The following is a 25,934-nucleotide window of genomic DNA, read 5'->3' as shown; positions in this document are numbered from 1 at the left end:
CTGTATATCAATTGGATGTTTTAAGCAGCTGTTTCGACTTCGAAATTTTCAGCCCATTCATTTAAAATGTCTTGATAAGGCTTAATGAAATTTTCTTCTGTCCATTTACCTTGTTTGACTGCTAACTCAGCACGTTCTACACGGTCATAAACAATACGAGTTAGTGAGTAGTCGCCATAGCTTAAGCTTGGTTTATATTCCACGCCTGCTGGTGAGTTAGTATTGTAAATTTCAGGACGGTAGATTTTTTGAAAGCTTTCCATAGTTGCAATCGCACTGATCAATTCAAAATCAGTGTAATCACGAAGTAAATCTCCAGCGAAATAGAATGCGAGTGGTGCGTTACCACCTTCAGGTTTGAAATAACGTACACGTAAGCCCATTTTGGCAAAATATTCATCGGTACGTGAATATTCATCATTTTTGTATTCCACACCCAAAATAGGATGTACGTTGGTGGTACGGTAATAGGTTTTAGAGGTTGAAACACTTAAGCAAATTACCGGTTCTTTGTTGAATTCTGCTTTAAATACTGCTGAATTCACCAGATGTTTATACAATTTGCCATGTAGATTACCAAAATCTTCAGGTTTTTCACCCACGCCAAAACCCAACTGAGGCAATACCACACTGAAGTCATAATCACGCACATAAGATGAGAAGCTATTGCCAATCATACCTTCAATACGTTCACCTGTTTGGTGGTCAATCACCACACTTTTCAGTGTTTCAATAAATGGGAAAGTTTGTCCATTGCCTTCGATATCAATTTCTGCAGAAATGATGTCGATCTCAAGTGAATAGCGATCACCTTTAGGATTATCGACAGTCGCCAAGCTATTAAAACGGTTGTTGATCATCGCAAGTGTACGGCGCAGATTTTCCTGACGACTTTCACCACGAGCCAAATTAGCAAAGTTTGTAGTCAAACGTGTACTTTCTGCTGGCGTATAGTTTTCATCAAAACGGATACGTTTAATTGAACACTCAAATGCTGTACTCATGGAGATTGCCACCTAAAATTTTATAAGAAACTAAATTTCTGAATGGCTGTATTTAAACGTGAATAATAAAGTGAGTAAAACGATATAAATTCAGCTTAAGATGAGAATCCCTCATGTTAAAGCATATTCGCTATTTCAGGCTTAACCGTACTAATTCAGCCTCACATTTCCCAAAATCTAAGCATAGATAAGGTTTATTCAATATGAAATTAAATTGTTCATTGTCTTTATAGTATTGACGGATAAAAGTTAATTCTTGCCCGACTGTAATTCTGTCCCAGATGACAGGTTCAAGTTCAGCAATTTTATCTTTTGATGTATATGCTGATACGGTTGTTGAAGTCACTTTGCCTATGGTTTCTTTGCTGTGACGATGGCTATTGGGGGTTTTGATCAACAAGACAAATAACCATGCATCTTTATAAAGAATGTCTTGAACAATGAGATCAGCAACAGGTAATCCTTGTTTTAGTCGATATGTTCTTTGCCGACTGGTTAAATTTAATGAATATCGTTCGGTTAATTTATGAATAATCTTTTCAATATCAATTTTACCTAACTCAGTTTGCACTATAAATTTGCAGTAAAAATATGATCCTCTTGTGACCTTATCTTGAATTTTTTGTGCGGTGTATTTTGTGTGGGGCTGTAATCAATCATTTTATGTCATCCAACTATGCACTTTTCATGTCAATCAACAATCCACTTAAGTCCAAATTTCTTCATCCATTTTTGAATTGTTCATCAACAATAATTTTCTCTACATTTCCCATTTTGCTGAGCGCGTCAGCAATCAGCATTAATCAAATTGCGCTAGCACTGTCACCTCACGTTGTAAGGTGACAATAAAGTAGTTCCTAATGCGCATTACGAACCTTGATCAGCAAATCTTATACTTGTTTAAATAGTATATCAACATTATTGATATATTAAATTAACTTTGATAATATGGCTGCATATCAATCGAATTGTGGATTGACCATCCATTCCAACTTTCTTTTTTGAAGTTGTTTGAATGGCTGACCACCATTCAAAAACTTTGATACATATTGCCCTGAATATAAGACTAACCATCTTCATATTGCCGATGTAGCGGACTGCTGGGGAAACCTCGCTCGGTACGTTGCAACGGGGGCTAGAGGATTGCAATATCCTTTTTCTATCCGTTCATTCACTTTTTAAGAGTTCCAAGCAAATAAAAAGTGGTTGGGCGACAAGGAAACGGGAGCCTATAAGCGATTTATCGTGAAATGGTCATTTGGTTAGTAATAGCCAAGTTAGGTGTGAAATTATGAAAATAGTGGAACATTGAAACCCTGTTCAAAGTGATACAGTCAGGAGCAGCATAGGATGTGCGATAGTCTCCGTTAATAGCTGAATGTGTATGCTTGATCGAACAAGTTTTTTACTTGGAAAAGTATGCTCATTTCCAATCACGATGGCTGCTGAGAGTGCCGTAAGGTACTAGGGCTTTGAGGCTAACGCTGGAAAAGCTGGCACCATTTTGCGCAAGCTGAATGGATCGCTGGATAGCTTAAACGTGTAACGGCATTAATCGATAGATGCTGATTGGAGTGTAAGAGTTTTACCCTTTACAAAGTTGTGTATACATCATATCCCGATATTTTTAAGGAACTACGGTCGGGGGAAACAGGAAGTATGTATACAGGCGAGAGGATAAACGGTCTGCACATTAAGACACTTTGAAATAACTTGGGAAGCACTGAATAAAAAGGCTTAAATTGGTTAAAAGTCTGCTGTATTTTTTCAGTGTGGGAGCGATGGTGAGTAGCGCATATAAAGCAAGTATTTACTTGCGGAAATTGTGATACCAATCTTCATAGTAAGATTTGTATTAAATGAGATAGCTAGCTTAAAGCGAATCCTAAAACATTTCGATTTTTTCAGTCGGGATGCTCATTGCGAAAACTTGAGTCGGCACATGTGTGAGCATGTTGGACAATATGTAGAAAAGAAAGGTTAATGGAACACTGGTCGTGTTTCTCACTCGGGGATTGGTCTCCTTGTCTAGGCCGAGATTGGTACAGTGTAAGTATTCTGAAGTTTGGTCACTGATGAAAATATACTTATACGGGTTTGCCTGAGACTTAAATCAGGATAATGCTACACCAGCATGAAAAAATCGTGGCTTGTTCTTCCAGATTAGACAAGCATAAAACTATTGCCTAGCAGTAGAAATATGAAATGGAATATGGCCTAAGTCGGCATGAAAAAATTGAACCGCCAGTACAGGCGTAATCATCTGCTCAACAAAGAGCGTTAACAAATGCATTAGGCTCGATCCCTTAGGGACGAGCCTTGTCTAACTTTAGGACAAAGCCCTTCCTTTTACCACTCAAAACGTTCATTTCTCAATTTACTATCTTGATCATCTTTTTCTGATTGAATTTCTATACGCTTCAACCACACTTCTTCTTTCAAATTGATAAATGGTAAAAGTTTAGGGTGTGATAGCTTTAGTTTTTCTTTCAAGGGGTGAACCGTACCGGGTTTGTCGGAGACTTTTTTTATTTAAGTTAGGCCACCTGACCTAACGGGTTAATCTTATCATAGTACATTGCTTCAAACTCAAAAGGCGATACATAACCCAGTGCACTGTGTACACGCTTTTTATTGAACCAATCTACCCAGTTTAGTGTCGCAAGTTGTACATCTGCTAAACCTTGCCAATCTGCTTTTAAATATTCAATCACCTCTGTTTTGTATAAGCCATTCACCGTTTCAGCCAGAGCATTATCGTATGAATCACCCGTTGTACCGACTGATGCTCGTAAATTTGCAGCTTCTAAACGATTGGTATAGCGAATAGAAAGATATTGAACACCTCTATCGGAATGATGAATCACATTCTTTGGCATGCCTCGATCGTGCAATGCTTGCTCAAGTGCATCGAGCACCATATCTGTATTCATCCGTGTAGATACTTTCCATCCAACAATTGCTCGTGAGAACACATCAATAATAAAGGCGGTATAGACCCAGCCTGAATTTGTTTGAATATAGGTAAAGTCAGCAACCCACAAGTGATTAGGCTGATCAGCTCTAAAATTCCGTTTCACCAAGTCAGGTGCTCGTTTTTGGTCATCTCGGCTACGGGTGGTTTGTTTGTTCTTACCTCGCCAAACACCTTGTATACCTAGCTTTTTCATTAATCGAGCAACTGTACAACGTGCAATAACATAGCCTTCACGTTTCAGTTGTTGCCAGACTTTACGTATACCATACCGACCTGAACTTTCCTTCCAAATTCGTTTAATCTCCTCAGCATGATGCAAGTCATGTTAATCTCGCTTTGCTCGATGTTCTGGATTTTCGCAGAGATCTAGAGTCCGGTAATAGGTTGAAGGTGCGATCGGTCAAATCCTACAAATCGCATCAACACCATATAAATCTTTATTGTTATGGATGAAATCCACCATTATTTGTGTGGACCGTCGAGCTCCGCCTGGGCGAAAAAAGCGGCTGCTTTACGTAGAATCTCATTGGCGCGTTGCAGTTCTTTATTTTCGCGTTCGAGTTGTTTGATACGTTCTTGGTCTGAAAGCTGCTGTACTTTAACTGGATTTTGTTTATCTAAATATTTTTGATACCAAACACGTAGTGTTTCAGGAGTACAACCCTTGCGCAGTATACTGCTCAGGGAGCAATAGCGGTGATCGCAGCCCAATTCGATGGATAATCTTTTTCAGATTCAATCAATAATTGAACCGCTCTTTCTCTGATTTCAGGGGTATATTTTAATTTTGTCATCAGGATAGTCTCTCAGAATATTGACTCTCCGACAAACCCGGTACGGTTCACAAAGCTTTACATGCCAAGATAGGACATCAGGCATTGCAAATTGATTTTTTAGAAGATGCGCTCAGAAAAATAGGGCAGCTGAGCGACAAAAAATGATCGATAAGACCCATCAACTTTCGGTACGACAACAATCGCAATTGATTCAAATCAATGGATCGAACACGCCCAATGCTCGACGTGCCAGTACAGCCCGCGAATATCTGGATATGGCAAAGCAGAGCCCCAACTTGACCATCATGACGCATGCCACCACCCATAAAATTCTGTTTAGTGGCAAACAAGCAATTGGGGTGGAATACCTGCAAGGTGCAAATCGGCAACAGTTACATCAAGTCTATGCGAATAAAGAAGTTTTGCTCTGTGCAGGTGCAATTGCATCTCCGCAAATTTTACAATGTTCAGGTGTAGGCTCTAGCGAGTTACTGCGTGATCTAGATATTGAACTTGTCCATGATTTACCTGGTGTCGGGGAAAATTTACAAGACCATCTGGAAATGTACCTGCAATATAAATGCACAAAACCTGTTTCGCTCTACCCCGCCTTGAAATGGTATAACCAGCCTGCTATTGGTACCGAATGGTTATTCAATGCAACTGGGATTGGCGCCAGCAACCAATTTGAAGCAGGGGGGGGTATTCGCTCTTCCGATGAATTTTCTTGACCCAATATTCAGTTTCATTTCCTGCCTGTTGCGATTAACTACAATGGTAGCAACGCAGTCAAAGAACATGGCTTTCAAGCCCACGGCGGTTCTATGCGCTCACCCTCGCGTGGACGCATCAAATTAAAATCTAAAGATCCATTTGAACATCCAAGCATTCTGTTTAACTATATGTCCACAGAGCAAGATTGGCGCGAATTCCGCGATGCTATTCGGATTACACGTGAAATCATGCAACAACCCGCATTAGATCCTTATCGCGGTGAAGAAATTAGTCCGGGTAAACATTTAAGCAGTGATGCAGAATTGGATGACTTCGTACGCAATCATGCTGAAACGGCCTACCACCCTTCTTGTAGCTGCAAAATGGGCGAAGATGAAATGGCCGTGGTCGATGGTCAAGGGCGTGTGCATGGTCTGCACAATTTACGTGTGGTTGATGCCTCTATTATGCCGTTAATTATCACAGGGAATTTGAATGCTACGACCATTATGATGGCTGAGAAAATTGCCGATCAAATTCGTGGACTACCAGCATTAGCTCGTTCCGATGCAGGTTTTTATCAAGCTCGTTCATCTGCATAGTTTTCTCACACTCATCAGCAATCAGCAATCAGCAATCAGCAATCAGCAATCAGCAATCAGCAATCAGCAATCAGCAATCAGCAATCAGCAATCAGCAATCAGCAATCAGCCCACATTACTTCGATGAATTAATGTGGTCTTTTTAATTCTTTATATCTTTAAGTGCAAAAAATTTATTATAAATCACTGAAATTAATAAAAATAAAATAACCATCACTCAAATTTATATACATTATATCTACATTTATAATAAAAATTACATAGTCAATACTTATTTCGTCTAAAATAGCAACCGATTAGAAATGTCTAGTTAAACTAAATGCTACATTTTTCTTAATGGTTAGGATTCATGTATTTCACTCCCTCTCTCTTCTGAACTTTTAGTTTACGACCATTTCTGTCACCCTCTTTTTTATATTTTTGTTGCTCTCTATTCGCTCTAAAGCGATACAAAACACCTGCTCACAAGGTCAAAATCGCATGAAAACTTTTTTAAAATACCTCGCGGTATTTATCGTACTGCTTTTGCTTGCAGTGTTGATTTTTTTATTCCGTTCAACTGCGTCTAAAAAAATTCAAACCTCAAATGATGAACCTGTTGTTGATGCCGTTTTAGTTGGTGGGGGCATTATGAGTGCAACCTTAGGCACTTATCTCACCGAACTGGAACCGAACTGGAAAATCCGCATGTACGAACGACTCGATCAAGTTGCTCAAGAAAGCTCGAATGGCTTTAACAATGCGGGTACAGGTCACTCAGGCTTTATGGAAATGAACTATACCTCTGAGAAAGACGGTAAGATGGACATTACTAAAGCGGTACAAGTGGCTGAACAGTTCGAAGTTGCAAAACAGTTCTGGTCTTACCAAGTTAAACAAGGTGTTTTAGGCGAACCAACAAGCTTTATTAACCCTGTTCCGCACATTGCTTTTGTCTGGGGTGACAACGTTAATTTCTTAGAAAAACGTTATGCAGCAATGGTTCAAAATCCAATGTTCTACGGCATGAAGTTTTCAGAAAATCCTGCTGAAATTAAACAATGGGCGCCATTGGTCATGAATGGTCGCGATACTGCGCAAAAAGTTGCTGCAACCCGTATGGATGTTGGTTCAGACGTCAACTATGGCGCGATTACCACGCAATTGGTTAATCACCTAAACAAACAATCCAACTTCAAATTAGAAACCTCAACAGAAGTCACGGGCATTAGCCAAAATGATGACAAAACTTGGACGGTTTCTTTCAAGAGTTTGAAAACAGATGCAACTAACCATGTGAAAACGCGCTTCGTATTTATTGGTGCGGGCGGTGCTGCAATTAAATTATTGCAGATGACTGGTCTTCCTGAATCTAAGCAATATGCAGGTTTCCCTGTGGGTGGCGTGTTCTTGATGACCGACAACCCTAAAGTGACTGCTGGTCATACGGCTAAAGTGTATGGTCGTGCTGAACTCGGTGCACCGCCAATGTCTGTTCCACATATTGATACGCGTTATATTGATGGTAAAAAATATGTGTTATTTGGACCATTTGCGACCTATTCAAACAAGTTTTTGAAGCAAGGTTCTCAGCTAGATTTATTAAAATCTACCAACAAAAACAATGTCTTACCTATGACCGCTGTCGGTTTGGAAAATCTGGACTTGGTTAAATACTTAGTGAGTCAGGTGATGATGACGGATGAAGATCGTTTCAATGAACTGAAAAAATACTATCCAGATGCAAAGCCTGAAGATTGGCGTTTAAGCCAAGGCGGTCAACGGGTACAAATCATCAAAAAAGAAGATGGTAAACCAGCCAAACTCCAATTTGGTACAGAAATCTTCGCTTCTAAAGATGGTGCTGTAACGGCCTTACTGGGTGCGTCACCTGGTGCTTCGACTTCACCCTACATCATGTTGAGTTTGCTTGAAAAGGCCTTCCCGCAACAAGTACAGGGTAAATGGAATCCGAAATTACATGAAATTGTAAAATCGTACCAACAAGAGTTAAGCTCAAACCCTGTGTTACTTGACCAAGTACGTCAATACACCAGCCAAACTTTAGGATTGAAATATACGCCTATGGCGCAAGCAGCAAATAATTCAACACCTGCTCTAAGCAAAGCGCAATAATTTCTTTTCTATCGGAAGGATGAACTACGGTTCATCCTTTTGCTTTTCATATTATTCCTATCTTTGTTTATGTCTTATCTTCAGTCTGAAGCTTTTATTGCTTTTCGTTGTCGTGATTTCTCTTTACTAAGCCTCAATCAACTTTGTTTGGTGCTTGCTGTGGTCATGCAGGAAGTCGCAATTGGTTTTGCACTTTATCAAATAACCCAAGATCCGCTCAGTTTAGGCTTCATTGCCGTAGTAGAACTGCTGCCTTTTATTGGCTTGTCTTTTTTCGGCGGGCATTGGGCAGATCGATATAACCGTCAAAAGCTGCTGCAATGGAGCTTTAGTCTGAGTAGCGGCATTCCGTTATTAATGATTGTTGTTTTTTATGTTTTCCAGACCAAACAGATTGAGCAAAACACGCTGCTCTATTTAGTTTATTTTCTTATTTTTTGCTTAGGCATTTTGCGGGGAATATACAGCCCTGCATTTAATTCAATACGCCCATTTTTAATCTCTCGGCAAGCAGAAAACAATGCTTCCATGTGGACGACTTCGATCTGGCAATTTGGAGCCATTGCGGCTCCGCTATGTGCTGGATTATTACTGAGCCATGTGGGACTTGTTGCAACGCTAGGTGTCATCTTTCTGTTGAGTTGTATTGGCAGCCTTGCTGTTTGGCAACTCAGTCCACGTAGTTTTCCCATCTCGATACACGGCCAAGTGTTGCAAAGTTTAAAACATACTTTTAGATTTATGTTGCAACAACGTGTGCTGTTTTGGAGTATGTTATTGGATCTTGTGACAGCCTTATTTTGTAGTGTTATCGTGCTGCTCCCAATCGTCGCTCACGATGTTCTGCATTTAGGCGCCGAAGGCTTAAGCTTACTAAGAGCAGCACCAGCTATCGGCACGGCTCTAATGATGGGTGTATTACTGCATTTTTCGCCAAGCCAAAAAGCTTGGCGCAATATGTTACTTGCCAGTATAGGAATTGCAATCACGACATGTGTATTTGCTTTATCGACATCACTATGGCTAAGTATCGCTCTGCTTATACTGATTGGCGCTTTAGATAGCATCAGTATGGTGATTCGCCAGAGTTTGTTACAGCAACTTCCTCCTCAAGACTTACATGGTCGTGTGGCGGCACTCAATGGGATATGGGTCACTACAGGCAACCACTTGGGTGCGTTAAACAGCAGTATGGCATCACGTTATTTTTCCATCACGCCTGCGATACTGATCGGAGGAAGCCTATGTTTAAGCATTTGTCTTTTCAGCTTTTTTCGTAATAGAGATTTACTCAAAACACCATCAAGTTATGAGAAGTATAAATACCTATAATAGAAAAAATAGAAGCTTACACAAAATTTGCCCATACTTGTTTCATGCGTAATGAGTTTAGATAAGGATTGATTTTATGGCAAAAACAACCGAATTAACTCACCGACTTTGCACACTCATTTATTTTGTGATCATCTTTGTCATCATGGCGTATTGTCTGCTTAATGCAATGTATACCGTGATTATTGGGGGTACGACATTCTATCTCTTTGCCAGTTTTCTACTGGTTCTACAGCTTATTTTTGCCTTGCGAACTTCGCTTAATAGTCGCATTTACACCAGTTTAGGACTGGTATTGCTGATTGTAGGATTGTTATATAACCACGGGCTGGATTTTTTGAGTCATTTAAAAGCGATTATATTAATTCCAGCGCTCATGCTGACACTATTTGGTCTTGATAGTATATATAAACATCCAACTCGCTTGATGCTCTTGAAAATTGGACTTGTGCTGGGTCTGCTGCTGCTGGCATATAGCCAATATTATGAGTTGGTTGAACTACAAAACTACTATAACTCGCTGCACAATGGTGAAACTTGGCAGCAATTTGGAGCGTTATAGATGATGATTGACCTTCTCCCTAACCAAAAGGCATAGCTATCTACACCTTTAGGCACTTAATGCTTACTGATGCGATGATGTCTTGATCTGTTCGCATGCAATCGGTTTTTTATCATTCTCACCCTCCGCATGATGGTGACGGGCGTTTCATCGGCAGGGATCACCTGCTTATGGTTCATTCCCTTGCAAAGCAGTGCTTCTCAGGTTCACAGTACTCTAGTCGTGATTTTAGAGCGCTATTATTGACAAATGATTGTATTCAAAGTATGTCTAGACGCGGCCTTGCGCAGTATACTGCTCATGGGATAATGCAGTGACTGAAAGCTTCTTTCATACATTAAAAGGTCATGTTGTACATGGCAGTGTGTTTTCGACTCGAAAAGAAGCGAATGCTGTCCCAGCTGAAATACGTCATGCTATTTATACGACGAATGCGATTGAATCACTGAATAGCGTAATCCGCCATTCAACAAAAAAGAGAAAGATCTTCTCTTCAGATGATTCAGTAAAAAAGGTCATTTATTTAGCAACATCAAACGCTGCTAAAAAATGGACGATGCCAGTCCAAAATTGGCGTTTAGCGATGAATTGGTTTACGATTCATTTCGATGATCGATTAAAAGATCATTTATAAAAAATGGAACTTACACAAAATAATTTACAGGCTCGGATAATGTTTTTTCATGGTCACTCCTCTTTCAAGACCATGAAAATAATATGTATTTAATTTTAGCTTAAATCCAGTTTGCTTATTTAGCTCGCGGCTTTCCAGCATCAGAACGTTTTTTGCGCCACTCTCCATCCTTATTACGTGACCGGTTTTGACCCGATGTTGGACCTGTTTTAACTACTGGACCTTGAGTATCTTTAGGAGAAGGCATCATCCCTTCCTTTTATTGATATATGATTAATCTAAACTATCATATGTTTATTCATTTTCAATATCTTAAATATATTGATACAAATGTCTTACTATAAAATTTAATTAACTGATTTTAATAATTATTTGGTAAAGCTATTTTTTTAATAAAGCAATCGGGGGCAAAAAATGAGACTAAAAAGCGTACAACTCACCAATTTCAGGGGATATCAAGATACTGTTTCAATTCCTATCGACCAATGCCTTACAGGAATTGTTGGTCGTAATGATTACGGAAAATCAACAATTTTGGAGGCTTTAGCGATTTTTTTTGAAATTGAAGGCTATAAAGCAGATAAAAACGATATAAACTGCTTTAGTTCAGCATCTGGCGCAAATACATTTGAGATCACTTGTATATTCGATCAAATTCCAGATTCTATAGTTCTTGATGAAAACGTAGAAACCACATTAAAAGAAGAACATCTCCTAAACAAAGATGGGGACTTTGAAGTCGTCAAAATTTTTAAAGCTTCTACTACAGGCAAACCAGATAAAACCTGTATTAAGTGCTTACATCCTCAGAATACCAAACTAAATAATCTTTTAAGTTTAAAAATTAGCGATTTACGAAAATTAGGTGAAGAACTCAATATCTCTGATTATGTTAGTGATAAACGAATAGCTTCATTATGGCGCAAAGCTCTAAGAGCTTCTACTAACTTGCAACTTAGCGAAATATTATTAGATGTTGAAAAAGAATTCTCTGCGGAGAGTAAATCTATATGGGGAAAAATTCAGGATCACCTCCCAACATATGCTCTCTTTAAAGCTGATAGAGAAAGTAGTGATGGAGATACAGAAGCTAAAAATCCATTACAACAAGCTGTAAAAGATGCTCTATCCGACCTGCAATCTCAAATTTCAGATTTAGAATCTCAAGTAGAGCAAAGAGTTCTTGATGTAGCTCACCGAACATTAAATAAATTAAAAGAAATGGCGCCTGAATTGGCTAATGAATTAAAACCACGTTTTAAAGATAAGCCTAAATGGACATTTAATTTTACACTTGATGGTGAAAATGGCATACCTATTAATAAACGTGGAAGTGGTGTAAGACGCTTAATTCTTCTAAATTTTTTTAGAGCTGAAGCTGAAAAATCTATAGATATACATCACCGAAATGTAATTTATGCTATAGAGGAACCAGAAACCTCACAACATCCTAATTATCAAGTAATGTTAATGAAAGCACTGCTAGAGCTTTCTACACACGTTAATAAACAAATCTTAGTTACGACTCACGTTCCTGCTTTGGCAGGTTTAATTCCTATAGAAGGTGTACGCTTTGTCACAAAAGATAATGACTTAAAACCATGTATTAAAATGCCTGACGAACATGTATTAAAAGAGGCTACAGAAAGTTTAGGAATTTTACCTGAAACTGGAATGGAACGTGCTAAAGCAGTAGTACTAGTAGAAGGAAAATCAGATGTAATATTTCTAAAACATACAAGTACAGTCTTAAGAAATGCTGGGCATTTTCCTTTAAGTCTAGAAGAAGCAAAGATTGTCCCGATTGTAGTAGGCGGATGTGGAACGATAAAACACTGGGTTACTCTAAATTTAGCCAAAGACTTAGGTTTACCTTGGTGTGTAGTACTCGATTCAGATATAGGTGCAGATCAGGGGCAAGTGAAATCGATTCTTAAAAGAAAAAAAGAGGTCGAGCAATCTGGTAGGCCTTGTTACCTCACACAAAAAAGAGAAATTGAAAATTATTTATGCCCAGATCTTATTAAGGCCCAAACAGGTCATGAGGTTTCTTATTCGTCTACATGTGATGCAAAAAAGATTATAGGGAAAGCAATTGGAATCAAGCCTGATGATGTAATTGAAAAATTTTGGCCATTGATGACAGAAGATAAGATCATTAAGAGTTCCCTATATCTCTGCCCGACTACTCAGGTAGAAAAATCTGAACTTAAAGAATTAATAGGAAATGTACTTACTCTAATCTAAATAATTGAAGTAAGACCATAGGATTATCAAGTTGATGGACCACATAAGGTCCATCCGAATAAGATATTATCCCTGAACTATACATGTGAAAAACTCCATAAACCAAAGGTTTACGGGGTTTAATAACTGGTGGGCCCAGACAGACTTGAACTGTCGACCAACGGATTATGAGTCCGCTGCTCTAACCAACTGAGCTATAGGCCCTATAAATACTGATTTCTCAAGTATTTTCGAATCAGAATACTAGCCAATATCAAATTCAAAAACAAGGTTTTTCATTTTTTTATCTTCAGCTTGACCAAAATTTATTCATCGCAGTTTACAAATCACGTACGATCTTGATCATCTATAGAATTTCAGTCACAAATATGTGAAAAATTATGAATTTTCGGTAAGCGTCGAGGATGTAAAGTTTGCAAATAAAATCTAAATTTAGTAGTCAATTTTTCTATAATTTATTACTAAAGGGATTGAATTTTTTAAAATGAAGTAAGAAACTCTGCCATATAAAATTCAAATATCTCTGTGAATCATGAAAAAACACATTGCCGAAATGGCATTTAAACTTGCTGGTGTCAAATATCATGTTGAACCGAATGTTCTTGGTGATAAACAAGTCATTATCGGTTTTGAACATACCACGATGATGGATGCTGTACTCTCAATCGCACTGTTTCAAATCTATGATATCCCGATTCACACACTAATTAAAAAAGAACTATTCAAAGGACCTTTTAAGCCAATTCTAGAAGGGGTTGGCGGTATTCCAGTTGACCGTCACTCAAATAAAGATATCGTGGCGCAAATGGTTGAACTCTTCAACTCCAATGACAAATTTAATCTCGTGATTGCGCCTGAAGCGACTCGTGCGAAAAATGGTGAACAACGTAAACCGATCCGCACCGGTTTTTGGCATATCGCAAAAGCGGCAAACGTCCCTATCGTTTTCTTGTTTGTGAACCAAAAAACCAAACAAGGCGGAATTTTTGGCAAAATCATGCCATCAGAGTTGGATCATGATTTGAAATTGATTCAGGAACTTTATAAGGAACATACAGGTTTAGACATTATTATTCCTGAACCGAAGAATAAAGCCTGATCTTGATCAATTGCTAAAATAAGGGTCTTTATTAAAAAAAAGCCCTTATGGTAGAATTTCGCAGATTTGATTAGGCATAAGGCCAATCTACAAGGAGCATATTTCGCATGGCGGGTCATTCCAAGTGGGCCAATATTAAGCATCGTAAAGCTAAACAAGATGCTAGTCGTGGTAAAGTTTTCACAAAATATATTCGTGAAATTGTTACAGCTGCAAAACTCGGTGGTCCTGATGCAGCAAGCAACCCACGTCTTCGTGCAGTTGTTGAAAAAGCATTGTCCGTTAACATGACTCGTGATGTCATCAACCGTGCCATTCAGCGTGGTGCTGGTGGTGAAGACAATGATGATTTAAAAGAAGTCACATACGAAGGTTATGGTGTTGGTGGTGTAGCCGTTATTGTGGAGACAATGACTGATAACTTAAACCGTACCGTACCAGATGTTCGTCACTGCTTCTCTAAAACAGATGGTAACTTAGGTACTAACGGCTCTGTTGCTTTCCTTTTCACTAAACGTGGCGAAATTACTTTTGAAGATGTTTCTTTAGAAGACCAAATTATGGACGTTGCGTTGGAAGCTGGTGCAGAAGACATTGAAGTGACAGAAGATGAAATTCTTGTGATCACCACACCAGAGTCTTTTGGTACAGTGCAAGATGCTTTAGCGGCTGCAGGTTTAAAATCTGACAATGCAGAAGTGGTGATGAACCCTTCAACTAAAGCAGAAATCACAGATATCGATCAAGCGAAAAAAATCATGAAAATGATTGATATGCTTGAAGATTTAGATGATGTACAAAACGTATATACCAACGTTGAGTTCTCTGAAGAAGTTTTAGCACAATTGGATGCTTAATCCATATTCAGAATTAGAAAACGCACCTTCTGGTGCGTTTTTTTAATTAAAAGGCGTCTTTTTTGCTAGCTTGAATTATGCTTTACTCAACAAACCATGACAGTTAAATACATCATATTCTTTAATGACAAAGCTTGAATGCAATGCCACGACATGATCAATTTTACCAATGCGCTGTAACAAAATCTGGCTATAATTTTCCATATCACGAGCAACAACTTCTATAATAAAATCAGCAGATTGCCCTGTGACTAAAAAAGCATTGATCACTTCAGGAATACTTTTAAGTTCATCTAAAAATTTTGCAAAAGTATCTGAGTCATGCTTACTCAATGATACTTGTAACAACACATGTAAATTAAACCCCAATTTTTGATAGTTAATATCACGCTTTAAATTCGTCATGATATTGGTTTCGATGAGATGTTTAATACGACGGTGCACTGAACTTACAGACAGGTTAATACGCTCCGAAAGCTCGTTCAGATTCAAATCTTCATGCGTAAGAATTTCTAAAATTTGTTTATCGTAACGATCTAATTCCATCTTCTTCACAATATTTTCATGGCACACAATAATTATGCGTTATTTTTTCGAAAATATCGATTCAAATGAAAATAAATTAACTAATCAGACAACATAACAGAAAATATGTTTGTTATATCCCGCGCCAATCTACCCGCGCATTTCGTTCATTGGCATAAATACGTTTAACATATTGTCCTATCGGCAAATCAAGCAATTGATTTTGATAATCCACAAATTCAGATGAAACTGGCTGATGATATTCTCTTTCCCAAGGTGTACCAGAGATCTCAAGTAGTGGAGCAAGCATTGAACAAACGGCGATATCTGCCAAACCTAAACGATCTCCTACCAAATATCGAGCTTGATTCTGAATCAATTGGTCGTTTAACTGCAAAATAATTTCATGCATATTTTCTTTAGCAAGCGCAACTTGTTCATCATCAAGTTGGTAGCTAGTTGAAACTAAAGTTTTGATAAGTGGCTTACTGATCTTTTGAAATTTTCTCAGATATCCTTTTTCACCAATCATGATTTCTAGCGGCTCATCGCTCTCAGATAAAGCTTGAGCAAGCCCCCACCGCCTCACTGATACACCCAATTGATTACTCAGGTCATTAATTTCAATTGCTTTTTTTCTTAACTTTAAATCTGATCTGAGCAATGAATGCTCTGGATAGACATCATCCAAATACAGGGCAATTTGGGTTGAATCTGCAATCCACTTTTCTTTATCACGTAATATCGGCAGAGAGTTTTGACCTGTTTTTAATTTTGCGAATGCACGATGTACGCCCGGAATCATATTTTGAGCAACATAATCCAATTCCTTATGATCAAGTAACCAGCGAGCTTTTTCACAAAAGTGAGATAAAGGAAACTGGTAAAGGATGCGCATAAAATCTCCGAAGTCTTGATCAATCATAGGATTTATTGTTTTGCTTACTTTATGCAACCCTATGCCAAAACACAATGTGATAATGCATCAATTGCAACTTAAATTGTTATTTTTGGAAATATGAATCCGTTAAATTATAAATGTTTAGCAAATCTTTATCTCTTTTATTGCAAAGTCTAAATGAATTTAACGTGTTTAGAGCACTGAAATTTATTAAAATTTATTATTAATCAAAATTTTAAGTTTTCTAATATTTTTCAATCGATATCTATATTTGTCTTAAGCATTTTTTTTGCATAGTTCAACGAAAACCAGCATTTAAAAAAAATATTCTATGGGCGTAGCGTATATCTCCTCAAAGAGGAATTGATCTATGTCTCGTTTAATTACTGAAAATGTTCATGTTATTGAAAATGATCAAGACGCCATTCATGCAGCCTATCATGTTGCCGACTATGCGCTCGAAGGTCGCAATCAGCGTGACCAACAACGAGCTTTACCATTTGCAGAAATTGAATTATTCAGCCAAAAAGGTTTAGGAGGCTTACGCATCCCCCACGTCTATGGCGGTGCTGAAGTCTCTCATCGTACCCTTGCCCAAGTATTTCGTATTCTAAATAAAGCGGATTCAAGTTTAGGGCAAATTCCACAAAATCAAATTGCATTGCTCAATATGATCAACATCATGGGAAGCCATGAACAAAAGCAATTTATTTTTAATGAAATTTTAAAAGGTAAGCGTCTTGCCAATGGGGGGCCAGAACGTCATACCAAAGATACCAAGACCTTAGACACACACCTTGTTGTGGAGGATGGGAAATATCGAGTTTCAGGAAAAAAATTCTATTCTACAGGCAGTTCATTTGCACATTGGTTAGCCATCAAAGCCATACACCCTGAAGGTCACGTAGTTTTAGTTTTAGTGAACCGTGAATCCACTGGTGTCGAAGTGATCAATGACTGGGATGGATTTGGTCAACGTACCACTTCAAGTGGCACAGTGATTTTAGACCATGTTGAAGTTGATCCATTACTGATTTTTGATGAAAGAAAATTATTGGACGTCCCTAATTTTAGAGGCGGCTTTTCACAGCTGATGCAAGTGGCTATCGATGTTGGTATTGCTGAAGCAGCGTTTGAGGACATGTTGTTTGCGATCCGTAAAGCACGCCCAATTGTGGATGCACAAGTTGAACGTGCCAGTGATGAGCATTTCACCTTACAAGAAGCTGGCAAAGCTAATGTTTTGTTAGATGCCGCCATTCTTTTGCTTGATGAAGCAGCTGATTATTTAGATTCACTCAGTGTAGTTGAACAACTCACTGATGAACAGATTGCTGAAGCTTCGATCAAAGTTGCTGAAGCTAAAGTCTATGCCAATGATGCCGCACTGCATATCTCAGAAAAGTTGATTGAGCTCGGAGGAAGTCGCGCCAGCCTCAATGTTCATAACTTTGATCAACACTGGCGAAATGCACGTGTACATACCCTTCATGATCCCATTCGCTGGAAACTTCACGCGCTGGGTTCGTATTACTTGAACCATACTTTTCCTGCACGTCATGCCTGGATTTAAGGAGTCATCATGTCATCTTTACAAGCTTTAGAGATCCAAGAATCAGGCAGTTATAGACCAGCTCATATTATTCGCTCTGATGAAGAAGCATTAAAAGTCGCACACGAACTCGCTGAAAAGTTTAAACACCGTGCATCTGAGCGAGATTTAAATCGTGAACTTCCTCATGAAGAAATCGAAGCTTACAGTCAATCTGGCTTATGGGCCATTACAGTACCTCAACAATATGGCGGTGCCGATGTTTCTATTCATACACTGACAAAAATCATCGCATTAATGAGTGGTGTGGATGGCTCTATCGGACAAATTCCACAAAATCATTTCTATGCACTTGAAATTTTGAGGAATACTGGGTCTGATGCTCAAAAAAGACGTTTATTTACTGAAGTTTTACAAGGTGCTCGCTTTGGAAATGCCTTGGCTGAGTTTAAAACTAAGAATGCAGCACAACGCCATACCTCTTTAAGACAAGTCGAAAATGGATATGTCCTCAATGGAGAAAAATTTTATTGCACTGGCAGTCTATTCGCTCACCGTATTCCAACCCTTGCTAGTGATGAACAAGAGCGCCAGTTTCTGGTCTTTGTTCCACGTCATAGCGAGGGCTTAAGCCTAATAGATGACTGGAGTGGATTTGGACAACGCACCACTGGCAGTGGGACTGTTAAATTTGAAAATGTACAGATTGACCCAGAGGATGTAGTCCCTTTTGATTCAGCTTATTCAACCGCCACCATTTCAGGTCCATTTGCACAAATTATTCATGCCTCAATTGAAACAGGCATTGCTCGAGCTGCTTTTGAAGAAACATTAATACGCGTTCGTCAAGCACGCCCTTGGATAGATGCAAAAGTTGAACATGCCACTCAAGACCCTTTGACACTGTACGAAATTGGTCGAATTGCAACAGACGTCAAGGCCACTGAGTTACTACTTAAACAAGCAGCGCAAGCGGTTCAAGACGCCAAGGTCGCCCCTTCAGAACATTCAGTTGCACATGCTTCTATTCAAGTGGCTAAAGCACGTGCACACAGTACCGAAACTGCACTAAAAGTCTCGTCAAAACTAATTGAACTGGCTGGTAGCCGTGGAAGTCAACGAAAAGATAATCTTGATCGATACTGGAGAAACGCACGTGTTCATACCTTACATGATCCAGCGCGTTGGAAATATTTTTTTATTGCCAATTATGTTTTAAACGGCGTATTCCCCCCAAGACGAGGTACGCTGTAATGACAAAAAATAAATCGAATCCTCAAAAACAGATCCTGCTCAATGCATTTGATATGAGTTGTGTGGGTCATATTAATCATGGGCTTTGGACACATCCACGTGATCAATCCTACCGTTTTAATCAATTAAGTTATTGGACAGAACTCGCTCAAACTTTAGAGAAAGGTCTTTTCGATGGATTATTCATTGCCGATATTACTGGCGTTTACGATGTCTATCAAAATAGCATTGATCTAACCTTAAAAGAATCGATTCAACTGCCGAGCCATGATCCAAGCACACTGGTGTCTGCAATGGCAGCCGTCACACAGCATTTGGGTTTCGGTATCACAGTGAACTTAAGTTATGAATCTCCTTATCAATTTGCTCGTCGCTTCGCGAGTCTGGATCATCTGACCCAAGGACGTTTGGGATGGAATATCGTCACAGGCTATTTGGATAGCGCAGCACGATTAGTCGGTCAGCAAGGGCTGAAAGATCACGACTTACGTTATGAACAAGCCGAAGAATTTTTAGAACTCTGCTACAAATTTTGGGAAGGCTCTTGGGAAAATGATGCTGTCATCCAAGATAAGCTCAATCGCATTTTTACCGATCCGAGTAAAGTACATGCGATCCACCATCAAGGAGAGTTCTATAACAGTCACGGCGTCTTCCAAGTCTCGCCTTCAGTGCAACGTACACCTGTGCTATATCAAGCGGGAGCATCACCTAAAGGACTACAGTTTGCCACTCGGCATGCAGAAGCCATGTTTATTGGTGGAGATACCGCTGAAAAAATTGCGTCTCAAACACAAAAGATTCGCCAATTAGCCCATTCACACGGTCGTGATGGTACAGCAATTAAATTATTTGCAGGCATCACTGTCGTCACTGCTGAAACAGATCAACAAGCGCAAGAAAAACTACAGGAATATATTCGATATGCAAGTCCTGAAGCTGGCATTGCGCATTTCTCAAGCTCAATCGGAACAGACTTAGGTCATCTAAAAGATGAGGATGCTATTCTATATAAAAAAACCAATAGCATCGTTTCTGTAAATGAGCGCTTTAAGGAAAACAAAGTCACTTTGGCAGATTTAAAAGCTCAGCATGTACTCGGTGGACGTTATCCCTTATTTGTTGGCAGTGGAGCAACAGTTGCTCAACAGCTAATCGAATTCATTGATATTTCTGGATTAGATGGTTTTAACCTTGCCCGTACAGTCGCTCCAGAGTCACATCAAGATTTTATTCGTTATGTCATTCCTGAACTGCAACAACGTGGTCGCTATAAGATCGCCTATGCTGAGGGTAGCTTAAGGCACAAGCTATTCAATGCGGGAGATCATTTACCACATTCACATCCTGCACATCATTTCCGATGTCCAAGCTCAAAACAAGATATACAACAATCAAATTTAAATCCTATACACCAACATTCAGCTTAAGTTTTTAATATTTAGGGGTCTTTCTATGGCACAAGCTCAGTCTTCTCGACTTAAATGGATCGGCGTTGCAATCGGCATTATTGTGATTGCAGCGTTTGCATGGTCCTTTTTGAAAAAAAATGATCAACAAGAAATTGTAATTGGTATTAGCCCACCTTTTGCAAAACCACTTCAAGCCGCAATTGAAGAAGCAAAGGCTCAAGGCATTCATGTACGTTTGGTAGAATTTTCAGATTGGAATACACCCAACATCACCCTAAATCACGGGGATATTGATGCAAATTATTTTCAGCATCAACCTTTCTTGAATAATGCGTTAAAAGAAACCAACTTTAAGCTCAAACCCTTGGGCATCGGCTCAGGCACACATGTCGGTTTATATTCAAAAAAATATAAAGCGATTAGTGAAATTGAAAATGGCGCTCGAGTTGTACTCCCAAATGATCCTGTGAATCAGGGTCGCGCCCTACTCCTCTTACAACACGCTGGATTAATACAACTTAAGGATTCCAACAACCACTTATCCAACTTAAAAGACATTCAAACCAATCCGAAAAAATTAAACTTTATTGAAGTCGAAGGTCCGCAAACTGCGCGTGCCGTAGATGATGCAGACCTCGTATTTAGCTATCCAATGTACCTACGCTTAGCACAAACGATTGATCCAAATGATGCCTTAATTTTGGATGAAATTAATAACACGCTTTATGCCATCTTATTTGTTGTTCGCGATGACTTTGAACAAACTCAGCCTGAAAAAGCAGCTCAACTGAAAAAATTTATCCAAATTTATCAAAGCTCAGACAAAGTTAAACAAGCATTGAATGAGGATATTGGTGAAAAACTATGGTTCAAAGGCTGGAAATAAGGAGCGTTCATGTCTACTTCAACACAATCATCTAAATTCATCAAAATTGCAGTCGTCATCGTCGCAGTACTGGCGGCCTTAGTGGGATATCGTTATGTCAGTCAAAACTCAAATGATAAAGTGATTAAAATCGGTATTAGCCCACCCTATGCTGAATTACTGCAAAGTGTCGCTGAGGATGTAAAAGCACAAGGAATCCATCTCGAATTGATTGAGTTTTCAGACTGGCAAGCACCCAATGTCGCTGTACAAAATGGTGATATTGACGCTAATTTCTTTCAACAAAGTGTTTTTCTAGCGAATGCAGTGCGTGAAACAGGCTATGACCTTGTGCCTTTTGCGAAAGGTTCAGGCAGTCATGTCGGACTTTATTCAAAAAAATATCAATCCCTACAGGAAATACCTGATCAAGCGAAAGTAGTCGTACCGAATGATCCAGTTAACATGGCACGTGGTTTAAATTTGCTGGCTCGTGCAGGCTTAATTCAAGTCAAAGATATTAATAATGAGCTCACCAGCACCCGAGACATTATCAGTAATCCTAAAAAACTCAAGATTATTGAAGTTGAAGGCCCGCAAACCGCGCATGCTTACAATGAAGCTGACTTAATTATGGGTTTTCCTCATTATTTGAAAATGGCAAAAGTTGCTGATCCTACGTCTGCACTGTTATTAGATCCGATTAATAAAAAATTTGCGATTTTGTTTGTAACGCGTCGAGATTATCAAGATCAGGATGACAAATTAAAAACTGTGGTTGAAACCTTCCAAAACTCTGCAAAAGTCCGTCAGATTCTAGACAAAGACTTTGGACAAGGTTTGTGGTTTGAAGGCTGGAAATAAGGAGAATGATCATGGTGAGTTTTGGTTCACACATTGAATTTGCAGTACCCCATATTACAATTCGTCATTTAAATAAGTATTACGATGTACAAGGAAAACTAGTTCACGCACTCAAAAACATTAATTTGGATATTCCCGAAGGAAAAATTTTCGGCATTATCGGCAAAAGTGGTGCGGGCAAATCTTCATTGATTCGCACCTTAAATGGGTTAGAAACTATTTCTGATGGTAGTATTCATATACATCAACATGATCTAGGGCAGCTTAATCACAATGAGTTAATCGCCCTACGCCAGCGTATTGGCATGATTTTTCAACATTTTAATTTACTATCTGCCAAAACAGTTTGGGAAAATGTCGCGCTTCCATTGAAAATCGCAAAAGTGCCTGCTACTGAGATTCAAACTCGTGTGGATGAGGTTTTAAATCTAGTCGGTTTAGCTGAAAAGCATCATCACTATCCATCACAATTATCGGGTGGGCAAAAACAACGAGTTGGGATTGCCCGCGCATTGGTCAGTAAACCTGAAATACTATTGTGCGATGAGGCAACATCGGCACTTGATCCAGAAAGCACATCTGTTGTTCTATCTTTACTGAAGGAAATTAATCAAAAATTAGGACTCACCATCGTTCTCATTACACATGAAATGCAGGTAATTCGTGAAATTTGCGATCAAGTGGTGGTTATTGATCAAGGTGAAATCGTTGAATCAGGGCAAGTTTGGTCAGTCTTCTCTCGTCCCCAGCAGAAAATCACGCAAGAACTCCTCAATTTGGAACAGCTTGATTTGCCATTCCAGTTACATCAAGAGCGAGCTACACATTTAACGCATACCATTTTGAAAATCAGCTATGCAACTGATTTGAAAAATCCTCCCAACTTAAATGATGTACTTTCTAAAATTACACTGCCTGTGCATTTATATCAAAGCCATGTAGACACTATTCAACATCATCTGGTTGGCTCACTCATCGTAGGTATTCCTCAATTGGATGTTGATGTGCATACGCTCCATCAGCAATTCCCCCATAAAACATCACAAATCGAGGTGCTTGGCTATGCACAACCAGCTCATTGATCTTTTAATTACGGGTACCATTGATACTTTGTTAATGGTCGGTATTTCTGCATTTTTAGCGCTTCTCATTGGCTTGCCTATGGCTGTAATCCTCGTCAACACCTCAGAAAATGGGATTTATCCATCAAAAAAAATCAATCATGCCTTGGGTTGGGTGGTGAATATTACGCGCTCTATTCCCTTCTTAATTTTAATGGTGGCGCTCATTCCCTTCACTCGACTGATTGTGGGGACAAGCTATGGGGTATGGGCTGCGGTTGTACCTTTAACTATTGCGGCTACACCTTTTTTCGCACGTATTGCGGAAGTAAGTCTACGAGAAGTTGATCATGGACTCATAGAGGCTGCACAAGCCATGGGCTGTAATCGCAAACAAATTATTTGGCATGTGCTTTTACCAGAAGCACTGCCTGGTATTGTTGCAGGTTTTACTGTCACGCTTGTAACCATGATCAATTCCTCTGCGATCGCGGGTGCTATTGGAGCAGGTGGTTTAGGTGATATCGCCTACCGATATGGCTACCAACGCTTCGATATGCAAATTATGTTGGCGGTCATCGTCGTATTAGTCGTATTAGTGATGCTGATTCAAGCTTTAGGCGATCAATTGGCATATAGTTTGGACAAACGTAAAATCTAATTCACACCATTGAATTGAGTCTCATCTGTCTTTTCGAGAAACATCAAAGCCATGACCTGACTTTGTCATGGCTTTGATGTAAAATCACCGACAATTTTTAAATAACACTTTGTGAGTCTTTTCATGGGTTTTAATTGCGGTATTGTCGGCTTGCCGAACGTTGGTAAATCTACACTTTTCAATGCATTGACGAAAGCTGCTATTGCTGCAGAAAACTTCCCATTCTGTACCATTGAACCAAACACCGGCATCGTTCCTGTTCCAGATCCACGTTTAGATAAATTAACTGCTATTGTTAAACCTCAACGTGTTATTCCAACCACAATGGAATTTGTAGACATCGCAGGTTTAGTTGCTGGTGCTTCTAAAGGTGAAGGTTTAGGGAACCAATTCTTAGCCAACATTCGTGAAACTGATGCAATTGCACACGTAGTACGTTGTTTTGAAGACGAAAATGTTATTCACGTGAACGGCAAAATTGACCCACTTGATGACATTGCAACTATTAACACTGAGCTTGCTTTAGCAGATTTAGAAACAGTATCAAAAGCGGTTACACGTTTAGCAAAGTCTGCGAAAGGTGGTGATAAAGAAGCTGTTGCAACAAAAGCTGTACTAGAAAAAATTCAGCCATTACTTGATGAAGGTCGCCCTGCTCGCGCAGCTGATCTTGATGACGACGAGCGCAAATTAGTTCGTGGCTTTGGTTTATTAACCCTTAAACCAACAATGTATATTGCTAACGTTGCTGAAGACGGTTTTGAAAACAATCCACACCTTGATGCTGTTAAAAAATTAGCAGCAGAAGAAAATGCCATTGTTGTCCCACTTTGCAACCAAATCGAAGCTGAAATTTCTTTGCTTGAAGATGATGAGCGTGCTGAATTCTTAGAAGCGATGGGCATGGAAGAACCAGGTCTTAACGTGGTTATTCGTGCAGGTTATGGCTTACTTGGCCTACAGACTTATTTCACTGCAGGCGTTCAAGAAGTCCGTGCTTGGACTGTAAAAATTGGTGCGACCGCTCCTCAAGCTGCTGGTGTGATTCACACTGATTTTGAGAAAGGCTTTATTCGTGCAGAATGCATTGCCTATGACGATTTTGTTCAATACAACGGCGAAGCTGGCGCTAAAGAAGCTGGAAAATGGCGTCTTGAAGGTAAAACTTATGTCGTTCAAGATGGTGATGTTTTACATTTCCGTTTCAACGTTTAAGTTATTAAAAAACAGCCGAAAGGCTGTTTTTTTTTGCAAAGATTATTTAAAAGAATGAGATCATGGATTTTGAGTTGAAGTACTCGAGTGATTTACGTGTTTATGGTCCATGTCATAGCGTAATTGTTTAGCTCGAACCAATACTTTCTCTTCCAGTTTCTTACGTAAACCAATAAGAAATATAAATTCTGCTACCACAAATAAAGGACCTATAGCGAGTCCAACAAGATCATCCACAAAAGCTGGTTTTTTCTTTTCATAATAGTGCCCAATAAATTGAATAATCCATCCCACAATAAAAAATCCAGCACTTACCAATACCCAAGAGGATGTCGCTAAAGCTGCTACTTGTGTGGCTGGTTGATAAATTAAAGCAAATAGCACTGCCATTACCACACCAAAAATGAGATCCAAACTCAAGTAATAAATCACTGATGCGACGATCAATAACATTGCAAGATCAATGGAATATCCAGCAACTGTAAATTGCGCTTTGGCTGCAAAACACAAGATCGAAAATACAATCAAGGGAATTCCAATAAAATGCGAAAATACGTTTTTACGATCTAGGTGATAAGCTGCATATTGTCCAAGCAAGCTCTCTAAACGAGTCATGTTATCATTCCTTTTTCTGACTATTTCCTTCAATATATATAAATGTAAACCAATAAGTTGTCGACTAGACGACAAATAAACAGCATAAAA

The 25,934-nt window shown here is 39.1% G+C and carries 21 protein-coding genes, 1 tRNA gene, 4 pseudogenes and 1 other annotated feature; of the genes and pseudogenes, 17 read left to right on the top strand and 9 right to left on the bottom strand.

The features are described from left to right. Positions 1-20: 20 nt before the first annotated feature. The 4 genes and pseudogenes from AC1M9I_RS00370 to AC1M9I_RS00355 all read right to left on the bottom strand — a co-directional run bounded on the left by AC1M9I_RS00370 (position 21) and on the right by AC1M9I_RS00355 (position 4,775). Positions 21-1,004, bottom strand: a complete 984-nt coding sequence (locus AC1M9I_RS00370) for a putative oxygenase MesX (protein ID WP_481594557.1) — start codon at positions 1,002-1,004, stop codon at positions 21-23. 130 nt (positions 1,005-1,134) lie between these two features. Beyond that, entirely contained in the window at positions 1,135-1,575 is a 441-nt protein-coding gene (locus AC1M9I_RS00365) for a hypothetical protein (RefSeq protein WP_481594556.1), read from the bottom strand. A gap of 1,778 nt (positions 1,576-3,353) precedes the next feature. Continuing rightward, positions 3,354-3,497, bottom strand: coding sequence for a hypothetical protein (locus AC1M9I_RS00360; protein ID WP_481610520.1), 144 nt, complete (start codon positions 3,495-3,497; stop codon positions 3,354-3,356). A 44-nt stretch (positions 3,498-3,541) separates the two neighbouring features. Then, positions 3,542-4,775 (bottom strand): annotated as a pseudogene (locus AC1M9I_RS00355) (IS3 family transposase). Then, positions 4,370-4,486, bottom strand: a sequence feature (AL1L pseudoknot). It overlaps the preceding pseudogene by 117 nt. A 51-nt stretch (positions 4,776-4,826) precedes the next feature. Here AC1M9I_RS00355 and AC1M9I_RS00350 point away from each other — a divergent pair. The 6 genes and pseudogenes from AC1M9I_RS00350 to AC1M9I_RS00325 all read left to right on the top strand — a co-directional run. Further along, positions 4,827-4,984 (top strand): annotated as a pseudogene (locus AC1M9I_RS00350) (IS3-like element ISAcsp5 family transposase); the annotation flags it as partial. 3 nt (positions 4,985-4,987) lie between these two features. Then, positions 4,988-6,073: pseudogene (locus AC1M9I_RS00345) on the top strand (GMC oxidoreductase); the annotation flags it as partial. A 480-nt stretch (positions 6,074-6,553) separates the two neighbouring features. Next, complete coding sequence (gene mqo, locus AC1M9I_RS00340) at positions 6,554-8,188, top strand: malate dehydrogenase (quinone) (RefSeq protein ID WP_481594342.1); 1,635 nt, start codon at positions 6,554-6,556, stop codon at positions 8,186-8,188. 69 nt (positions 8,189-8,257) lie between these two features. Beyond that, the gene (locus AC1M9I_RS00335) at positions 8,258-9,520 is read left to right on the top strand and encodes an MFS transporter (protein ID WP_075166811.1); all 1,263 of its coding nucleotides are present in this window, start codon (positions 8,258-8,260) and stop codon (positions 9,518-9,520) included. A 76-nt stretch (positions 9,521-9,596) separates the two neighbouring features. After that, entirely contained in the window at positions 9,597-10,082 is a 486-nt protein-coding gene (locus tag AC1M9I_RS00330; RefSeq protein ID WP_075166733.1) for a hypothetical protein, read from the top strand. Between the two features lie 397 nt (positions 10,083-10,479). Then, a pseudogene (locus tag AC1M9I_RS00325) lies at positions 10,480-10,716 on the top strand (transposase); the annotation flags it as partial. A gap of 115 nt (positions 10,717-10,831) precedes the next feature. On the opposite strand, the gene AC1M9I_RS00320 reads toward AC1M9I_RS00325, so the two are convergent. Further along, positions 10,832-10,963, bottom strand: a complete 132-nt coding sequence (locus AC1M9I_RS00320) for a hypothetical protein (RefSeq protein ID WP_481594341.1) — start codon at positions 10,961-10,963, stop codon at positions 10,832-10,834. A gap of 167 nt (positions 10,964-11,130) precedes the next feature. On the opposite strand from AC1M9I_RS00320, the gene AC1M9I_RS00315 reads away from it, so the two are divergent. Continuing rightward, positions 11,131-12,963 carry an AAA family ATPase gene (locus tag AC1M9I_RS00315; RefSeq protein WP_481610519.1) on the top strand — a complete coding sequence of 611 codons (1,833 nt, stop codon included), beginning with the start codon at positions 11,131-11,133 and terminating at the stop codon, positions 12,961-12,963. A 127-nt stretch (positions 12,964-13,090) separates the two neighbouring features. Here the strand turns inward: AC1M9I_RS00315 and AC1M9I_RS00310 are convergent. Beyond that, positions 13,091-13,167 (bottom strand) — tRNA-Ile (locus AC1M9I_RS00310). A gap of 328 nt (positions 13,168-13,495) precedes the next feature. Here AC1M9I_RS00310 and AC1M9I_RS00305 point away from each other — a divergent pair. Beyond that, positions 13,496-14,062, top strand: a complete 567-nt coding sequence (locus tag AC1M9I_RS00305; protein ID WP_481594339.1) for a 1-acyl-sn-glycerol-3-phosphate acyltransferase — start codon at positions 13,496-13,498, stop codon at positions 14,060-14,062. A gap of 107 nt (positions 14,063-14,169) precedes the next feature. Beyond that, a complete protein-coding gene (locus AC1M9I_RS00300) occupies positions 14,170-14,919 on the top strand; it encodes a YebC/PmpR family DNA-binding transcriptional regulator (RefSeq protein WP_035264495.1) in 750 nt (249 codons plus the stop codon). 75 nt (positions 14,920-14,994) lie between these two features. On the opposite strand, the gene AC1M9I_RS00295 is transcribed toward AC1M9I_RS00300, so the two are convergent. Both AC1M9I_RS00295 and AC1M9I_RS00290 read right to left on the bottom strand, forming a co-directional pair. Continuing rightward, on the bottom strand, positions 14,995-15,465 hold the full coding sequence (locus tag AC1M9I_RS00295) for an Lrp/AsnC family transcriptional regulator (protein ID WP_035264497.1): 471 nt from the start codon (positions 15,463-15,465) through the stop codon (positions 14,995-14,997). Positions 15,466-15,577: 112 nt separating this feature from the next. Beyond that, a complete protein-coding gene (locus AC1M9I_RS00290) occupies positions 15,578-16,342 on the bottom strand; it encodes a glutathione S-transferase family protein (RefSeq protein ID WP_481594338.1) in 765 nt (254 codons plus the stop codon). 373 nt (positions 16,343-16,715) lie between these two features. Here AC1M9I_RS00290 and AC1M9I_RS00285 point away from each other — a divergent pair, with 373 nt between their 5' ends. The 8 genes from AC1M9I_RS00285 to ychF all read left to right on the top strand — a co-directional run bounded on the left by AC1M9I_RS00285 (position 16,716) and on the right by ychF (position 25,229). Next, positions 16,716-17,918 (top strand): SfnB family sulfur acquisition oxidoreductase, encoded by a 1,203-nt coding sequence (locus AC1M9I_RS00285; protein WP_481594337.1) that lies wholly within the window; start codon positions 16,716-16,718, stop codon positions 17,916-17,918. A gap of 9 nt (positions 17,919-17,927) precedes the next feature. Further along, entirely contained in the window at positions 17,928-19,151 is a 1,224-nt protein-coding gene (locus AC1M9I_RS00280) for an SfnB family sulfur acquisition oxidoreductase (RefSeq protein WP_481594336.1), read from the top strand. Then, entirely contained in the window at positions 19,151-20,581 is a 1,431-nt protein-coding gene (locus AC1M9I_RS00275; protein WP_481610518.1) for an LLM class flavin-dependent oxidoreductase, read from the top strand. The genes AC1M9I_RS00280 and AC1M9I_RS00275 overlap by 1 nt, the downstream gene beginning before the upstream one ends. 25 nt (positions 20,582-20,606) lie before the next feature. Next, entirely contained in the window at positions 20,607-21,449 is an 843-nt protein-coding gene (locus AC1M9I_RS00270; RefSeq protein WP_481594058.1) for a MetQ/NlpA family ABC transporter substrate-binding protein, read from the top strand. Positions 21,450-21,458: 9 nt separating this feature from the next. Further along, complete coding sequence (locus AC1M9I_RS00265) at positions 21,459-22,292, top strand: MetQ/NlpA family ABC transporter substrate-binding protein (protein ID WP_481610517.1); 834 nt, start codon at positions 21,459-21,461, stop codon at positions 22,290-22,292. A gap of 11 nt (positions 22,293-22,303) precedes the next feature. Beyond that, complete coding sequence (locus AC1M9I_RS00260) at positions 22,304-23,374, top strand: methionine ABC transporter ATP-binding protein (RefSeq protein ID WP_481610516.1); 1,071 nt, start codon at positions 22,304-22,306, stop codon at positions 23,372-23,374. Beyond that, positions 23,355-24,014, top strand: coding sequence for a methionine ABC transporter permease (locus AC1M9I_RS00255; RefSeq protein ID WP_481610515.1), 660 nt, complete (start codon positions 23,355-23,357; stop codon positions 24,012-24,014). The genes AC1M9I_RS00260 and AC1M9I_RS00255 overlap by 20 nt, the downstream gene beginning before the upstream one ends. A 123-nt stretch (positions 24,015-24,137) precedes the next feature. Beyond that, positions 24,138-25,229: a redox-regulated ATPase YchF gene (gene ychF, locus AC1M9I_RS00250; RefSeq protein WP_035264512.1), complete on the top strand. Its 1,092-nt coding sequence runs from the start codon at positions 24,138-24,140 to the stop codon at positions 25,227-25,229. A 60-nt stretch (positions 25,230-25,289) separates the two neighbouring features. Here the strand turns inward: ychF and AC1M9I_RS00245 are convergent, their stop codons facing one another. Then, on the bottom strand, positions 25,290-25,844 hold the full coding sequence (locus AC1M9I_RS00245; RefSeq protein WP_481588338.1) for an Mpo1 family 2-hydroxy fatty acid dioxygenase: 555 nt from the start codon (positions 25,842-25,844) through the stop codon (positions 25,290-25,292). Positions 25,845-25,934: the final 90 nt, after the last annotated feature.

This window comes from Acinetobacter sp. ANC_7553 (genome assembly GCF_056779895.1).
This window is presented reverse-complemented; position numbering and strand designations above follow the sequence as displayed.

Bases quoted from the DNA above. Each gene is read 5' to 3' on its own strand.
- AC1M9I_RS00370 (WP_481594557.1), bottom strand. From the start codon at position 1,004: ATGAGTACAGCATTTGAGTGTTCAATTAAACGTATCCGTTTTGATGAA.
- mqo (WP_481594342.1), top strand. From the start codon at position 6,554: ATGAAAACTTTTTTAAAATACCTCGCGGTATTTATCGTACTGCTTTTG.
- AC1M9I_RS00335 (WP_075166811.1), top strand. From the start codon at position 8,258: ATGTCTTATCTTCAGTCTGAAGCTTTTATTGCTTTTCGTTGTCGTGAT.
- AC1M9I_RS00330 (WP_075166733.1), top strand. From the start codon at position 9,597: ATGGCAAAAACAACCGAATTAACTCACCGACTTTGCACACTCATTTAT.
- AC1M9I_RS00320 (WP_481594341.1), bottom strand. From the start codon at position 10,963: ATGCCTTCTCCTAAAGATACTCAAGGTCCAGTAGTTAAAACAGGTCCA.
- AC1M9I_RS00315 (WP_481610519.1), top strand. From the start codon at position 11,131: ATGAGACTAAAAAGCGTACAACTCACCAATTTCAGGGGATATCAAGAT.
- AC1M9I_RS00305 (WP_481594339.1), top strand. From the start codon at position 13,496: ATGAAAAAACACATTGCCGAAATGGCATTTAAACTTGCTGGTGTCAAA.
- AC1M9I_RS00300 (WP_035264495.1), top strand. From the start codon at position 14,170: ATGGCGGGTCATTCCAAGTGGGCCAATATTAAGCATCGTAAAGCTAAA.
- AC1M9I_RS00295 (WP_035264497.1), bottom strand. From the start codon at position 15,465: ATGGAATTAGATCGTTACGATAAACAAATTTTAGAAATTCTTACGCAT.
- AC1M9I_RS00290 (WP_481594338.1), bottom strand. From the start codon at position 16,342: ATGCGCATCCTTTACCAGTTTCCTTTATCTCACTTTTGTGAAAAAGCT.
- AC1M9I_RS00285 (WP_481594337.1), top strand. From the start codon at position 16,716: ATGTCTCGTTTAATTACTGAAAATGTTCATGTTATTGAAAATGATCAA.
- AC1M9I_RS00280 (WP_481594336.1), top strand. From the start codon at position 17,928: ATGTCATCTTTACAAGCTTTAGAGATCCAAGAATCAGGCAGTTATAGA.
- AC1M9I_RS00275 (WP_481610518.1), top strand. From the start codon at position 19,151: ATGACAAAAAATAAATCGAATCCTCAAAAACAGATCCTGCTCAATGCA.
- AC1M9I_RS00270 (WP_481594058.1), top strand. From the start codon at position 20,607: ATGGCACAAGCTCAGTCTTCTCGACTTAAATGGATCGGCGTTGCAATC.
- AC1M9I_RS00265 (WP_481610517.1), top strand. From the start codon at position 21,459: ATGTCTACTTCAACACAATCATCTAAATTCATCAAAATTGCAGTCGTC.
- AC1M9I_RS00260 (WP_481610516.1), top strand. From the start codon at position 22,304: ATGGTGAGTTTTGGTTCACACATTGAATTTGCAGTACCCCATATTACA.
- AC1M9I_RS00255 (WP_481610515.1), top strand. From the start codon at position 23,355: ATGCACAACCAGCTCATTGATCTTTTAATTACGGGTACCATTGATACT.
- ychF (WP_035264512.1), top strand. From the start codon at position 24,138: ATGGGTTTTAATTGCGGTATTGTCGGCTTGCCGAACGTTGGTAAATCT.
- AC1M9I_RS00245 (WP_481588338.1), bottom strand. From the start codon at position 25,844: ATGACTCGTTTAGAGAGCTTGCTTGGACAATATGCAGCTTATCACCTA.